Here is a 13641-nt window from a genome sequence, read left to right on the forward strand (position 1 = left end):
GGTCCTAAACTAGCCTAATGCCCTCGACGAGACCGCCCCGTGAGAGCTCGCCCGACTCCGCGGCGGCAGTACGTGTGATCGCCGTGGTACCGACGTACCACCCTGATGCGAGCGTCGTGCAACGCCTCCTGGCACTCGCGGATCAGGTTGATCAGGTCGTCGTCGTCGACGACGGCTCTGGCCCGTCAGCCGATGAGCATCTCGAACGCGTCGCAGCCGAGGGCATCGTCGTCGAGCGACTCGAACGCAACTCCGGCATCGCAGCGGCACTCAACACCGGGGTCCGACGCGCTCTCGCCGACGGCGCCGACTACGTGGTGAACGTCGATCAAGACACCGATCTCCCTCCCGGCTATGTCGCCACGGCACTCTCGCTCTTCGCGAAGAGCAACGCCGTCACCCGTCTCGGCATCGTCTGCGTCGATGCGGTGAATGGCGCTCCCGCGCTGCCGACCTGGGTGTCGCCCGAAGGTTTCGGGCTCGTGCCCGAAGCGATCCAGACCGGGTTCGTCATCAGCCGGGAGTGCCTCGAGACGGCAGGGCTCTTCGACGAACGACTCGTCATCGACTGCGTCGACACCGAGTACTGCCTCCGCGTCCGTGACAGCGGCTTCAGGATCGCCGTCGCGAAGGGCACCGACATCCGCCACTCGATCGGGCGTCGCGCCGAGCTCCGGCCCTTCGGAGTCCCACTCCGTCACGCGAGCGGCGGCATCGCGACCTACCAGTACCACTCGCCGTTCCGCCGCTACTACATCGCGCGCAACAACATCGACCTGATGCTGCGCAACGTGCGCAAGCGACCGCGCTGGGTGCTCACCGTTCTGAAGCGCGAGATGGGCGGGATGATCATCTCGATGGTGAGCGGACCGCAGCGGATCGCACAGGTGCTCGCGATCGGCACCGGAACACTGCATGGCCTGGCCCGCCGTCGCGGGATGATCCCCGACTGGCTCAGGCGCCTGGTGACGTGACGCCGCGCTGCTGACGCCGCTCCCACGAGCGGCGTGCGATCACGACCTCGTCACCCGGGTCCGCCCGCCCGCCGTGGTACAGGCCGTTCCAGCGGGCGAGATGGTAGGCGGGATTCACCGCGAGCCATCTCATCCGTTCGCGGAACGAGTAGTCGCCATCGCGCGCGATCCGAGCCGTGTCGATCAGCGCGCCCTTGACCGCTCGCAGCAGCGAGCCGACGCGCGAGTACCGGGGCGGCGCCTGGCCGACGCGACGGAGGCCGAGCGTCTCGTCGAACATGCGCGCCGCGTACTCTCGCACCCCCATGTCGTTCGAGTGCCACACCGCGCCCAGTGGCGCGTACGCCTTGCGGTAGCCGGCCTCGAGCACGTCACGCGCGAATGCGTAGTCCTCGGAGTAGGGCACGTCTCGCAGCGGGATGGTGTCGAGGAGGAAGGCTCGGTGGGCCGCGGAGTTCACGTCGGAGTAGAACGCGAGCTCGTCGAGGTCCGGGCCCGATCGGCCGGCCGCCTCGACGATCGTCGGTGCGTCGAGCGGGCCCTGTGCCGAGAACACGCGGTGGATATCGTACTTCTGCAGGGGGAACGCATGCGGCCGAGGGACTTGGCGTCCGACGACGGCCTCGACCCCTACCTCGTCGAGCGGCGCGATCAGATGCGTGAGCCAGTCGGATGCCGCGGGCGTCGCGTCGTGCGTGAGAAAGACGACGATCCGACCGCGCGCGAGCCGCGCGCCAAGGTTGCGGGTACGTCCGTGCCCGAACTCCTCGTTGGGGATCCGGTGCAGCTGCACCTCGGATCGGGCCCCCACGATCTCGAGCGTGCCATCCGTCGAACCCGAGTCGATGACGAGCGTCTCGATGCTGCCGTCGAAGTCCTGCGCAGCGATCGCATCGAGCACGTCTGCGAGGTATCGCTCGCCGTTCAAGGTCGGGATGACGACCGTGACGTCGACGGATGCCGCCGGCTGCTCGGCGTGCGCAGCGTTCGCGTTGCCGTCGCTCACAGCGCCGATTGCATCGCGCGATCGAACGAGCCGACGAACTGCGCCCCTGGATCCGTCCAATCGGTGTCGGCCACGGCTCGCGCGATCATCGCCGCATGCGAAGCCTGATCCGGCCGATCGAGCACCGCGAGCAGTCGATCAGCGAGGGCGCTTGGTGCCATCGGCGTGAACTCGACGTGCGGGCTGTCGAGCACGCCTCGCGTGTTGGGCGCGTCGTTGACGACCGGCACGACGCCGGCACCCATCACCTCGATCGGCAGCAGTGACATGTTCGTGAGCGAGAGGATGAGCCCCGCGGCGCAACGGTTGTAGATGGCATTGAGCTCCGCGATGTCGACGGCCGAATGATTCACGTAGGGGAACGGCACGTCGAATCCCGACATGTCCCACCCGACGAGGTTGATGGTGACATCCGGGCGACGGCGATGCAACTCGCGGAGCGCGAGGAGGCCGAACTCGGTCGCTCGACGCGGCGTCGGCGGTCGGGCGTAGAAGAGCACCTCATTGCGCGGCGCGGTGTTCACATAGCTGTACCGGCTTCGATCCACCGCGTAGTCGTAGGGGTCGACCGACATGCCGTAGTCGGCGGTGAGCTTCCCGGCGAGCCAGCGACCAGCCGAGAATCCGTGGAATCCGAGCCGGTAGCTGTTCTCGGCCGCCGCGTAATCGCTCCCGGAGGCGAAGAACGCCGGCTCGAAGTCCTGCGTGAAGTAGAACCGTTTCGCGGTGCCCCCGTGGCGGTGGGCGGCGTAGGTCGTCTCCCAGTCGCACGCGATCACGGCGTCGAAGTCGCCGGGCAGGCCGACGGCGGGGTCGTAGATGCGGAATTCGCCCCGGATGTCGGGATACGCGCTGGTCTCGGCCATCATCCGCTTGACCCCGTCGACGCTCACCACCGGGTATTTCGCGGGTGAATACAGGAAGACCGTCGTGGGATTGCCGGCCTGCTCGAGGAAGCTCATGAATCGGAACGCATTCTGGTGCCCGCCGCTCGTTCGCCCCGGCGGTGTGATGAGCCATGCCACACGGTAGCCGGCTGGCGGACGCGGCACCTCCTGCGCGTTGAAGGACACGGGTCGCGACCAGTCGACCGCGGCGAGATCGTCGGCGTGGACGGTCGAGAGCGGGACGACACGGAAGGCGCTCATCCGACCGACGAGCCATTTCGCCCCTCGCCAGGCGGTGGATCTCACGCCACCGTCCCTCAGCGTCGACATCACCTTCGTGGCTCGCCCGATCACGAGACCTCCCTCTTCGGTCGCCATTCGCGTACCGCTTTGATCACTCGGTCGACCTGCGCTTCCGTCATCCCCACCCAGAGTGGCAGCCGAACGAGGCGACGGGAGAATCGCTCACTCTGCTCGAGCGTCCGCAGCGCACGCCCGTATCGTCGTCCGGCAATGCTCGTGTCGAGTGGCACGTAGTGGAACGTGGCCACGATCCCATGCGTGCGGAGGCTCGCGATCAGGTCGGTTTGATCGTCCGCGCCCGGCATCAGCAGGTAGAAGAGATGTGCGGCGTGAGTTCCGCCGGGAGGGTTCATCAGCCTGATCCCGACGTGAGCGGCCCACTCGGCGAGCTCGGCGGCGTACCGGTTCCAGATCGCGTGCCGTGCGAACTGGATCTCATCGAACACGGCGAGCTGGGCGTCGAGGACCGCGGCGTTCAGCTCGCTCGGCAGGTAGCTCGAGCCCCAGTCGACCCAGCTGTACTTGTCGACCATGCCCCTCAGGAATTGGGCGCGGTTGGTGCCCTTCTCCCGCATGATCTCTGCACGCTGGAGGTAACGGTCGTCATTGATGACGAGTGCGCCGCCCTCGCCGGAATGCACGTTCTTCGTGTCGTGGAAGCTCTGCACCCCGAGATCGCCGATCCGGCCGAGCACGCCGAGTTCAGTTCGCACGCCGAGACCGTGGGCGTTGTCCTCGATGACGGCGATGTCACGACCCGCGGTGATCGTCGCGATGGCGGCCATGTCCACGGGAGTCCCGCCGTAGTGCATCACCGAGATCGCGCGGGTGCGGGCGGTCACCGCCTCGGCGGCCTGTTCGGGGTCGATGTTGCCGGTCGCAGGGTCGATGTCGACGAACACGATGCGCGCACCGGTCATCGCGACGGCGGTCGCGGCCGACGAGAACGTGAAGCTCGGCAACACCACCTCGTCGCCCGGCGCGAGGTCGAGCAGCCGGCTTGCCATCTCCAGCGCGTGGGTGCCCGACGTCGTCAGGAACACTCCGCCGCCGCCGAGGATGACCTTGAGCTTCTCGGTTGCCGCGCGAGTGAACGGGCCGTCGCCGTGCGCGTGATCGGAGCTGAGAACGGACCCGAGCCGCTCGAGCGACCCCGGCGCGAGGAACGGGCGCGAGAACGGTATGGTCTCGGCCTGCAGGAACATCACTTCTCCGTCGAAACGTCACCGGCCCCCACGGCAGGCGTTCTCTGCGCAGACTATCCCAGTTCGAGCGCCGAACCCGGCAACGCCGCCGCCCCCTTCCGGGGGACACCCGCGCCGTTGTCGTGGAGCGAACCCGGCTAGGGTTGGCTGGGGGACCCGATGCCCGTCAGACCGCGAAAGGAAGCAGTGTGGCGACCACCACCCTCCGCGTCATCCTCGACCAGATCGTCGCCCCGGTTCCGGGCGCCCTTGGGCGGTACACGCTCGACCTGGGCCGAGCGCTCGTCGAGGCGGCACCCCGGAACTGCGCAGTCGAGGGCATCGTCTCGTCTTCGCCGCCCGACGACTACGACCGCGTGCTGCGCGAGGTACCCGGCCTCGCCGGCCTCTACAAGACCACCCTTGCGCGGCGTGAACTCGCGGGAGCCTGGCAGCTCGGCCTCACGACGTCGCCCGGTGGCGGCATGATCCACGGAATGAGCCTCTTCGCTCCGCTGCGCAAGCACGACCGGGGCGCCCACGGCAACCAGGTGGTGGTCACGGTGCACGACGTGCTCGCATGGACCAATCCCGAAGCCCTGAGCTCGGCATCGGTCGCCTGGCAGAAGGGCACGTTGAAACGCGCGCACAAGCATGCCGATGCGATCGTCGTGCCGACGCACGCGCTCGCGGAGCGACTCGGCATGATCGCCGACTTCGGCGACCGCGTGCGGGTGATCGGCACGGCCCCGCGCTCGGGCCTCACGATCGGGCCCGACGCCGACGAGCGCGCGGCACGCCTCGGGCTGCCGCGCGAGTACCTCGCCGTGCCGGGCACCCTCGAGCCCCGCAAGGGCGTCGTCGACGTGCTCGCCGCGCTCGGGCGATCCGGGGTGCCGGAGGTGCCGGTGGTGGTCATCGGCCCCGAGAACTGGGGCGACCAGCACCTGGCCACCGTCGCCGAGGAGTACGGCGTCGATCCCGCCCGTATCCACCATCTCGACGATCTCGAGCCGGCCGACCTCGCCGTGGTGATCGGCCGGTCCCTCGCGTTCGTCGCCCCCAGCCACGACGAGGGCTCCGGCACCTCGCTCATCGAGGCGTTCAGCCTCGGCGTTCCGGTCATCCACTCGGATGCCGCCGCGTTCCTCGAGGTCTCGGCGGGCGCCGGCCTCGCCGTGCCGGTCGGCGTCGGCGACGGCTACACCGACCGGCTCGCCGCCGCGATCACCTCGGTCATCGGCGACCGATCGTTCGCCGACCGGCTGGCGATCTCGGGCAGTGATCGGAGCCGGGCCTTCAGCTGGCGGGACTCCGCCGAACGGGTCTGGCAGTTGCACGCCGACCTCTGAGCCGTCCGCGCACACGTCGACCGGCAGGTACGCGCGGGTGATACCCGACCGCGCCGTGGGCGGCTACTTCTCGGTCGGCTCTTCCGTCGGCGGGTAGACCGCCTGCTGCACGAGCTGACGGGCGTAGTCGTAGTCGGGATCCTCCGGGTCGATCCCGTTGTCGGGCACGAGCTCGACGTCGGTGACCGGCAGCCCCTTCGTCTTCGACGCGAGATCGACGAAGTATCCGAGCATCGACTGCGGGACGTCGGTCTTGACGACCTGGGATCCGGCCGCGGCGATCTCCTGGAACTTCGAGAGCACGTTCGCGGGGTTGAACTGGGCGAGCACCGCCTCCTGGATCTGGCGCTGCCGCGCCATCCGGTCGTAGTCGCTCGTGCCGTGGCGCGAGCGGGCGTACCAGAGCGCGTGGTAGCCGTCGAGGTGCTGCTCCCCGGCGGGGATCCACTCGGCGACGGTCGTGAACGTCTCGTCGGCGTGGATCGGCACATCCTCGGGCACCGTCACCGTGACGCCGCCGAGTGCGTCGATGAGTTCGAGGAAACCCTGCATGTCGATGAGCACGTAGTACTGGATCTGCAGGCCCGTGATCGCCTCGGCAGCGTCGCGCATCGCCTCGATGCCGGGTTCGCTGCCTTCGTTGACGGCGTTCGGATACATCTCGGGGCTCATGAGCTCGACCTCGGTGTAGATCGAGTTCAGCATGCAGACATCGACCTCGCAGCCGTCGATCGAGCCGTAGCCCTCGGGGTACACGGCGGCGAGGGGCGAGTCCTCGTTGAAGGGCACGTCCTCCATGTTGCGCGGCAGCCCGATGGTGACTGCCTGTCCGGTCTCGGCATCGACGCTCACGACCGTGATGCTGTCGGGCCGAAGGCCGTCGCGGTCGGGACCGGCGTCTCCGCCGAGCAGGAGGAAGTTGTACTTGCCGTCGATCGGCGGCTCGGTCGGGCCGGCCACGAAGACCGAGGACAGGAAGCCGCTCGCGGTGGTGGCGACATACGCACCGTACGCGGCCGTGCCGGAGAGGCCGATCATGACGAGCGTCGTGAATCCGGCGAGCCAGGCACGGGCTGAGGGCGCCGTCTTCACGAGGCGCACGAGGCGCAGCGTGTCGAGTGTCAGGATGACCCACAGCACCGCGTAGAACGCGAGCACGAGCGCGACGACCCACAGTGTGATGGTCGTCGAGAAGACCGTGTAGAGCACGGCGGGCCAGAGCAGCCACACGACGAGTGCCGCGATCCCGAGCAGCCAGAGCGTGATGGTGGCGCCGAGCCCGAACCGGCCGAGCTTGCGGTCGCCCGCGAGCACCTGCGAGGAGCCCGGAATGAGGAGATTGAGCACGACGAGCCACCACGCGCGCCGGGTCATGACCGTGCGCGAGGCGAGGTCGGGAAAGCGAATGGGGCTTGCGGCGAGACTCATCGGGTGGACTTGAGCCGTTCGTTCTTCTCCTCGACCAGGGCGGCGAGGGCGGTGGCGTAGTCGGCGAGCGCGGTGCCGAGCGCTTCATCCGACGTCGCGAGGATCTTCACGGCGAGCAGGCCCGCGTTCTTCGCGCCGCCGATCGAGACGGTCGCGACCGGAACGCCGGCGGGCATCTGCACGATCGAGAGCAACGAGTCGAGTCCGTCGAGGCGGCCGAGCGGCACCGGCACGCCCACGACGGGGAGTGTGGTGACCGAGGCGAGCATGCCGGGTAGGTGGGCCGCTCCCCCGGCGCCCGCGATGATCACCTTGAGCCCGCGCCCGGCGGCCTGCTTGCCGTAGGCGATCATCTTCTCGGGAGTGCGGTGCGCGGAGACGACCTCGACCTCGTGGGCGACGCCGAATTCGTCGAGGAGCTCGGATGCCTCGCGCATCACGTTCCAGTCGGAGTCGGATCCCATCACGACGCCGACGAGCGGGGTGGTGTTGCCTGCAGTCACCCGACGATCCTAAAGCCGCGGACTGTGAGATGGCCGCAGGGCGCGCAGCGCGATCAGTCCTGGAACACGGCGGCCGCCGCGCGGGCCTCGTAGACGGCGTCGTCGAGGTTGGATCCGATCGCGGTCACGTGGCCGACCTTGCGGCCGGGCCTCGGCGCCTTGCCGTAGTTGTGGATCTTCACGGTCGGGTGGCCCTCGAACGCCTCGGCGTAGCGATCGGCGAGCGTGCCCTCGACTGGGCCACCGAGCACGTTGACCATCACGGCCCATTCCTCGTGGCATCCGGTGCCGCCGAGCGGCAGGTCGAGCACCGCTCGCAGGTGCTGCTCGAACTGGCTCGTGGTGGAGCCGTCCATCGACCAGTGCCCGCTGTTGTGCGGGCGCATCGCGAGTTCGTTGACGAGCACGCGGTCGTCGGTCGTCTCGAAGAGCTCGACGGCGAGCACGCCCGTGACGCCGAGCCCCTCGGCGATCGAGATCGCGACGTCGGCCGCGACATCCGCGAGCCTTCCGGCAGATCGCGGAGCCGGAGCGATGACCTCGCTGCAGACGCCGCCGACCTGCACCGTCTCGACGAGGGGCCACGCGGCGACCTCGCCGCTCGGGCGGCGGGCGACGAGCTGGGCGAGCTCCCGGCGGAACTCGACGAGCTCCTCGACGAGGAGCGCGCCGGCGTTCCCGTCTTCGGCGATCGTCGCGAACCACTCGGCCACCTCGGCGGCGCTGTGCACGACGCGCACGCCCTTGCCGTCGTAGCCGCCCCTCGGCGTCTTCACGACGGCAGCCCCGCCGTGATCGGCGATGAACGCGTCGAGCTCGGCCGGCGTCTCGATGCGCGCCCAGTCGGGCACGGGCAGGCCGAGCTGCGACAGCCCCTCGCGCATGAGCAGCTTGTCTTGCGCGTAGCGCAGCGCATCTGGACCCGGGTGCACGGGCACGCCGGCGTCGACGAGGGCGTGCAGCACGTCTTGCGGCACGTGCTCGTGGTCGAAGGTGACGACGTCGACCTCGCGCGCGAAGGCGAGCACGGTCTCGGTGTCGGTGTAGTCGCCGACCCGCTCGGCGGCGATCGCCGCCGACATGCCCTCGGCCTCGGCGAGCACGCGCAGCTCGACGCCCAGTTCGATCGCCGCGGGGATCATCATCCTCGCCAGTTGGCCGCCGCCGATCACTCCGACTCGCACTCCGTGCACTCCATTCGCCGCCGCCGTAGGCCCCCGAAGGGGGCCTCGTCCAGTCTAGGCGGAGCCTCGCGGCATAGGATGTGGCGGTGTCCATCCAGGTCGTGAGCGTCGTCGAGCGGCTCTGGCACGGCCTCCTCGCCTACGCCGTGAAATTCGGCGTCGTCGGCCTCATCGGTCTCGTCATCGACGTGACCCTCTTCAACCTCCTGAGGGTCGGCGTCTTCGGCGACGACCACTGGGCGCAATCGGCGATCGGCGCGAAGACGATCTCGACGAGCGTCGCCATCGTCTTCAACTGGCTCGGCAACCGCTACTGGACGTTCCGGAAGCACCGCCGCCGCAACTACGTGCGCGAGTTCGCCGAGTACCTCGTCGTCTCGCTCGGCGGCATGGCGATCGCCCTCATCTGCCTCTGGGTGAGCCACCACGTGTTCGGCTTCACGAGCCTCGTCGCCGACAACGTCGCAACGAATGTCGTCGGGCTCGCGCTCGGCACGGCGTTCCGGTTCCTGCTGTACCGCTACTGGGTCTACGCGCATCACCGCGCCGACGGGCTCTCCAACCTCGATCGCGTCGAGGAGGCCCAGCGCACCCTGTTCGAGGAGCCCGCGACGAGCGCTATCGAGGCGCCCGCCGCGCCCCGCGAGCGCCCGTAGCCCCGCGAGTCGCTACTCCGCGTCGTCAGGGGTCGGCTGGAACCACGGCGGGTACACCGCGACGCGCGTGCGCAGGCCGGCCGCGGCGAGCGCGGATCGCACGCGATCGCGCACCGGGTCGTTCGCCACCGCGATGAGTGCGACGTTGTCGAGCGGCAGGCACTCGCGCACGAGCAGCTCGGCCGTGTGCAGGCGCGCGCCCTCGTCGTCGCGGTGCAGGCGCTGCAGTGCCCGCTGGGTCTCGGGCCACGCGGATGCCTCGAGCGTGCCGCCGGCCGCGGCATCCGCGTCGGTCACGACGATGGCGCCGGGCAGCTCGGCGTCTCCGATCGCCCCTGCGACGGAGCTCACGAGGATCACGAAGTCGGCGGGAGCGCGGTTCGTCGTCTCTTCGGCCAGTCGCGGGTCGGGCGTCGCCGTGCGCACGGCGTTCCAGACGTGGGCGTCGGTCGTGAGCAGGAACGGCACGTAGTCGGCGACGACGGCGTCGGTGCCGTCGATCGTCGCCGTACGGCGGAACTCACGGGCATCGGGAGCCGAGACGTCGACGACCGGCTTCGCGCCCGCGGCATCCGCGAGCAGGGCCCCCGCGTCGAGGATGGGAGCGAGGTTGTCGAAGTGCGTGACGTGGTAGATGCGCAGCGCCTTCGCGTCGATCTGCGGTGCGTCGGCGAGGAGCGTGGGCCGCGAGGCGCCGGGCACGCGGGCCGGTGGACGGCGCGGTCTCGTTCCCGTGGTGCGCCCGCTCCGCGGCAGCGGCGCCGCCTTCGGGGCCGGCTCGAACTCCGGCGGGGGGAAGCAGATGGCGCACAGGCCGTCGTCGAAACCGTGGATGCATTCGTCGGCCAAGTGGAACCCTTCATCGTGCGGCTCGCGCTCGGGGGGCGCGCGAGACCACCTATCTACGTTACGTCCTCCGGAGACCTCGTGGGGCACTTCGGCGAATCGAGCTCAGCGCCCGCCCCACGCGACGGTGTCGCCGTCGATGATCGACTGGTCGGCGCGACGGCGATCGCCGATGATCGTGTGCGCGTCCTCCATGAGCTCCTGGAGCGCCGCCTGCACGACCTGTGGCCGCGGCACGTCCTTCAGCACTACCGGGCGGTCGTGCCCGGTGTTGATGCGCACGTCGCCCGACCCGAACGCGCTCTGCGCCCAGGTGCGGCGCACGCTCACGTCGTAGCCGCGGCTGTGCAGCAGCTCCTGCCGCACGCGCACGAAGACGCCGCTGCGCAGGATGATGCGTCTCGTCGTGATGGTGGTGCGCCGGGTGAGCCAGACGAGGAACGGCAGGAACGAGAAGGAGGCCACGGCCACGGCCGCGATTCCCGCGATGGCGAGTTGCTGCCAGGGCTCCCGCAGGGCGGCCGCGGCGTAGGTCGCAACGCCCGTGATGGCGATGAAGAGCACCGTCGGCAGGATCAGGATCCGCCCGTGCCGTCGCAGCCGCGCGACGACACGCTCGACCGGCTGTGCCGGCGGCGCGGCCGGGTCGTGGCGCGCGGCGGGGCTCATATGCCCATTAATACCGCAGGTGCGTCACGTCGCCGGCGGCGACAGACTGCGGCTCGCCATTCTCCCGGTCGCGCACCACGAGCCGGCCGTCGCGGTCGATCCGTTCGGCGACGCCGATGAGCTCGCGGTCGCCCGGGAGCTCCACTCGCACCTCGGAGCCGATCGTGCCGCAGAGCGAGCTCACGCGATCGGCGATGCCGCTCGCCGCGGCATCCGCCCCATGCTCGACGAAGGCCCGGAACAGCGCGAGGAATCCGCTGAGGTAGTCGGCGAGCACCACGTCGGCGTCGGGCTGCGTGCCGGTGACGAGCAGGAGCGACGTCGAGGTGAGGGTGGGCAGGTCATGTTCGTCGAGCGTGAGGTTGAGCCCGGCGCCGACGACGACCGCGCCGGACTCGGGCAGCAGCTCGGAGAGGATGCCGCACACCTTGAAGCCCGAGATGAGCACGTCGTTCGGCCACTTGAGCTCGACCACGACCCCGCCGGTGCCGTCGGCATCGAGCGCTTCATCGGCGCCTGTCGGCGAAGCGGATGCCGCGTCGGCGGCCCTGTCGCCCGAGGAGGCCACCGATCGCCCGGCCTCGACGGCCCGTTGCACGGCCTCGGTCATCGCAGCTCCCGCGATGAGCGGGATCCAGCCGTAGCCGTCGGGCGGGAACGGCGCACCGCCCGGCAGCTCGGGCCGCAGCAGCACCGAGATCGCGAGTGTCTTCCCCGTGGGGGCGAGCCACGTGCGGCCGAGGCGCCCACGGCCGCGGGTCTGGTTGTCGGTGACGATGACGGCGCCGGTCGGCCAGGCCGCGGCATCCGGCCCCGTGGCAGCGATGCGCAGCTCGTCGTTCGTCGATCCGGCTTCGGCGAGGAACTCGAAGCGCGGCACCGCCTTTCGGCTCCGCTCCCAATCCATCGGCACCTCCGGTTGCTCGTGTCGAGTTCAGGCTAGTGTCCGAACCGGCGCCGGGCATGGCGATAGCCACGAGCGCTGTCAGGAGATTTGTAGGGTTCCGTCAAGTAATGCGGCCGGATGGGCGCCGGTAGAGTGAACGGCGTGACCGAAGCGACTGACGGCCCCGACCTCTCCACGACTGCGGGCAAGCTCGCCGACCTCAAACTCCGCTACCACGAAGCTGTGACGGCGAGCGGTGAGGCGGCCATCGAGAAGCAGCACGCCAAGGGCAAGATGACCGCCCGCGAGCGCATCGCCGAACTCCTCGACCCGGGCTCGTTCGTCGAGCTCGACGAGTTCGTGCGGCACCGCACGCACGCGTTCGGCATGGAGGCGAAGCGGCCGTACGGCGATGCGGTCGTCACCGGCACGGGAACGATCCACGGCCGGCAGGTCGCCGTCTACTCGCAGGACTTCACGATCTTCGGCGGCTCGCTCGGCGAGGTCGCCGGCGAGAAGATCATCAAGGTCATGGAGCTCGCGCTGAAAACCGGCGTGCCGATCATCGGCATCCTCGACTCGGGCGGCGCCCGCATCCAGGAGGGCGTCGTGGCGCTCGGCAAGTACGGCGAGATCTTCCGGCGCAACACCGCCGCATCGGGCGTGATCCCGCAGATCTCGATCGTGTGCGGTCCGGCCGCCGGCGGCGCTGTCTACTCCCCCGCCCTCACCGACTTCGTGATCATGGTCGACAAGACGAGCCAGATGTTCGTCACCGGCCCCGACGTCATCAAGACGGTGACCGGCGAAGACGTCGGCATGGAGGAACTCGGCGGCGCGCTCACGCACAACACCGTCTCGGGGGTCGCGCACTACCTCGCGAGCGACGAGTCCGACGCGCTCGACTACGCACGCACCCTCATCTCGTTCCTGCCCGACAACAACATGTCGGATGCACCGGTGTATGACGCCGAGGCAGAGCTCGAGATCACCGACGACGACCGGCGCCTGAACTCCGTCATCCCCGACTCGCCGAACCAGCCCTACGACATGCATGCGGTCATCGAGGGCATCGTCGACCATGGCGACTTCCTCGAGGTGCAGCCGCTCTTCGCGCCGAACATCGTGATCGGCTTCGCGCGTGTCGAGGGCCGGTCGGTCGGCATCATCGCCAACCAGCCGAGCCAGATGGCCGGTACCCTGAACATCGCCGCGGGCGAGAAGGCCTCTCGCTTCGTGCGCTTCTGCGATGCGTTCTCCATTCCCATCCTCACCCTCGTCGACGTGCCGGGCTACCTCCCCGGCACCGACCAGGAGTGGACCGGCGTCATCCGCCGCGGCGCCAAGCTCCTCTACGCGTATGCCGAGGCGACGGTGCCGCTCGTCACCGTCATCACCCGCAAGGCCTACGGCGGCGCCTACATCGTCATGGGCTCCAAGCAGCTCGGCGCCGACATCAACCTCGCCTGGCCGACCGCCGAGATCGCGGTCATGGGCGGCCAGGGAGCGGTCAACATCCTCTACCGCCCCGAGATCAGGCGCGCCGAGGAGGCCGGCGAAGACGTCGCCGCGGTGCGCACGAAGCTCGCCAACGAATACACGTACAACGTGGCCAGCCCGTTCCTCGCAGCCGAGCGCGGCGAGCTCGACGGCGTCATCGAGCCGGCAGCCACTCGCGTCTCGGTGGTCAAGGCGCTCCGCGCGCTCCGCACCAAGCGGGCGAGCCTCCCGCCGAAGAAGCACGGGAACATCCCGCTCTAGGG

The 13641-nt window shown here is 69.4% G+C and carries 13 protein-coding genes; 4 read left to right on the forward strand and 9 right to left on the reverse strand.

Annotation, left to right across the window (positions count from 1 at the left end; translation table 11 throughout):
* The first annotated feature begins 17 nt into the window (after nucleotides 1–17).
* Nucleotides 18–974 carry a glycosyltransferase gene (locus J7E25_RS14620; protein WP_214870891.1) on the forward strand — a complete coding sequence of 319 codons (957 nt, stop codon included), beginning with the start codon at nucleotides 18–20 and terminating at the stop codon, nucleotides 972–974.
* Here J7E25_RS14620 and J7E25_RS14625 read toward each other — a convergent pair.
* From J7E25_RS14625 to rffA, 3 genes are all read right to left on the reverse strand, one after another.
* Nucleotides 955–1980 (reverse strand): glycosyltransferase family 2 protein, encoded by a 1026-nt coding sequence (locus J7E25_RS14625; protein WP_214870892.1) that lies wholly within the window; start codon nucleotides 1978–1980, stop codon nucleotides 955–957. The genes J7E25_RS14620 and J7E25_RS14625 overlap by 20 nt on opposite strands.
* On the reverse strand, nucleotides 1977–3128 hold the full coding sequence (locus J7E25_RS14630; protein ID WP_214870893.1) for a glycosyltransferase family 1 protein: 1152 nt from the start codon (nucleotides 3126–3128) through the stop codon (nucleotides 1977–1979). The genes J7E25_RS14625 and J7E25_RS14630 overlap by 4 nt, the downstream gene beginning before the upstream one ends.
* Nucleotides 3129–3217: 89 nt before the next feature.
* Complete coding sequence (rffA, locus tag J7E25_RS14635) at nucleotides 3218–4375, reverse strand: dTDP-4-amino-4,6-dideoxygalactose transaminase (protein WP_214870894.1); 1158 nt, start codon at nucleotides 4373–4375, stop codon at nucleotides 3218–3220.
* A gap of 188 nt (nucleotides 4376–4563) precedes the next feature.
* Between rffA and J7E25_RS14640 the strand changes: the two genes are divergently transcribed.
* Complete coding sequence (locus J7E25_RS14640) at nucleotides 4564–5706, forward strand: glycosyltransferase (RefSeq protein ID WP_214870895.1); 1143 nt, start codon at nucleotides 4564–4566, stop codon at nucleotides 5704–5706.
* Nucleotides 5707–5769: 63 nt separating this feature from the next.
* On the opposite strand, the gene J7E25_RS14645 is transcribed toward J7E25_RS14640, so the two are convergent.
* The 3 genes from J7E25_RS14645 to J7E25_RS14655 form a co-directional block, all read right to left on the reverse strand.
* Nucleotides 5770–7134, reverse strand: a complete 1365-nt coding sequence (locus tag J7E25_RS14645; protein ID WP_214870896.1) for an LCP family protein — start codon at nucleotides 7132–7134, stop codon at nucleotides 5770–5772.
* Entirely contained in the window at nucleotides 7131–7598 is a 468-nt protein-coding gene (gene purE / locus J7E25_RS14650) for a 5-(carboxyamino)imidazole ribonucleotide mutase (RefSeq protein WP_214870982.1), read from the reverse strand. The genes J7E25_RS14645 and purE overlap by 4 nt, the downstream gene beginning before the upstream one ends.
* A gap of 92 nt (nucleotides 7599–7690) precedes the next feature.
* On the reverse strand, nucleotides 7691–8821 hold the full coding sequence (locus J7E25_RS14655) for a 5-(carboxyamino)imidazole ribonucleotide synthase (protein WP_308164590.1): 1131 nt from the start codon (nucleotides 8819–8821) through the stop codon (nucleotides 7691–7693).
* 86 nt (nucleotides 8822–8907) lie between these two features.
* Between J7E25_RS14655 and J7E25_RS14660 the strand changes: the two genes are divergently transcribed.
* Complete coding sequence (locus J7E25_RS14660) at nucleotides 8908–9477, forward strand: GtrA family protein (RefSeq protein ID WP_308164591.1); 570 nt, start codon at nucleotides 8908–8910, stop codon at nucleotides 9475–9477.
* Nucleotides 9478–9489: 12 nt separating this feature from the next.
* Here J7E25_RS14660 and J7E25_RS14665 read toward each other — a convergent pair whose 3' ends face one another.
* The 3 genes from J7E25_RS14665 to J7E25_RS14675 all read right to left on the reverse strand — a co-directional run bounded on the left by J7E25_RS14665 (nucleotide 9490) and on the right by J7E25_RS14675 (nucleotide 11899).
* Nucleotides 9490–10326 (reverse strand): DarT ssDNA thymidine ADP-ribosyltransferase family protein, encoded by an 837-nt coding sequence (locus J7E25_RS14665; protein ID WP_214870897.1) that lies wholly within the window; start codon nucleotides 10324–10326, stop codon nucleotides 9490–9492.
* A gap of 102 nt (nucleotides 10327–10428) precedes the next feature.
* Nucleotides 10429–10992, reverse strand: a complete 564-nt coding sequence (locus J7E25_RS14670) for a PH domain-containing protein (protein WP_214870898.1) — start codon at nucleotides 10990–10992, stop codon at nucleotides 10429–10431.
* A gap of 7 nt (nucleotides 10993–10999) precedes the next feature.
* On the reverse strand, nucleotides 11000–11899 hold the full coding sequence (locus J7E25_RS14675) for a biotin--[acetyl-CoA-carboxylase] ligase (RefSeq protein WP_214870899.1): 900 nt from the start codon (nucleotides 11897–11899) through the stop codon (nucleotides 11000–11002).
* A gap of 141 nt (nucleotides 11900–12040) precedes the next feature.
* On the opposite strand from J7E25_RS14675, the gene J7E25_RS14680 reads away from it, so the two are divergent.
* On the forward strand, nucleotides 12041–13639 hold the full coding sequence (locus tag J7E25_RS14680) for an acyl-CoA carboxylase subunit beta (protein WP_374196238.1): 1599 nt from the start codon (nucleotides 12041–12043) through the stop codon (nucleotides 13637–13639).
* The last annotated feature ends 2 nt before the right edge of the window (nucleotides 13640–13641 follow it).

Source organism: Agromyces sp. ISL-38, assembly GCF_018613935.1.
Taxonomy (GTDB): domain Bacteria; phylum Actinomycetota; class Actinomycetes; order Actinomycetales; family Microbacteriaceae; genus Agromyces.

Bases quoted from the DNA above. Each gene is read 5' to 3' on its own strand.
- purE (WP_214870982.1), bottom strand. From the start codon at position 7,598: ATGGGATCCGACTCCGACTGGAACGTGATGCGCGAGGCATCCGAGCTC.
- J7E25_RS14645 (WP_214870896.1), bottom strand. From the start codon at position 7,134: ATGAGTCTCGCCGCAAGCCCCATTCGCTTTCCCGACCTCGCCTCGCGC.
- J7E25_RS14620 (WP_214870891.1), top strand. From the start codon at position 18: ATGCCCTCGACGAGACCGCCCCGTGAGAGCTCGCCCGACTCCGCGGCG.
- rffA (WP_214870894.1), bottom strand. From the start codon at position 4,375: ATGTTCCTGCAGGCCGAGACCATACCGTTCTCGCGCCCGTTCCTCGCG.
- J7E25_RS14675 (WP_214870899.1), bottom strand. From the start codon at position 11,899: ATGGATTGGGAGCGGAGCCGAAAGGCGGTGCCGCGCTTCGAGTTCCTC.
- J7E25_RS14670 (WP_214870898.1), bottom strand. From the start codon at position 10,992: ATGAGCCCCGCCGCGCGCCACGACCCGGCCGCGCCGCCGGCACAGCCG.
- J7E25_RS14630 (WP_214870893.1), bottom strand. From the start codon at position 3,128: ATGAGCGCCTTCCGTGTCGTCCCGCTCTCGACCGTCCACGCCGACGAT.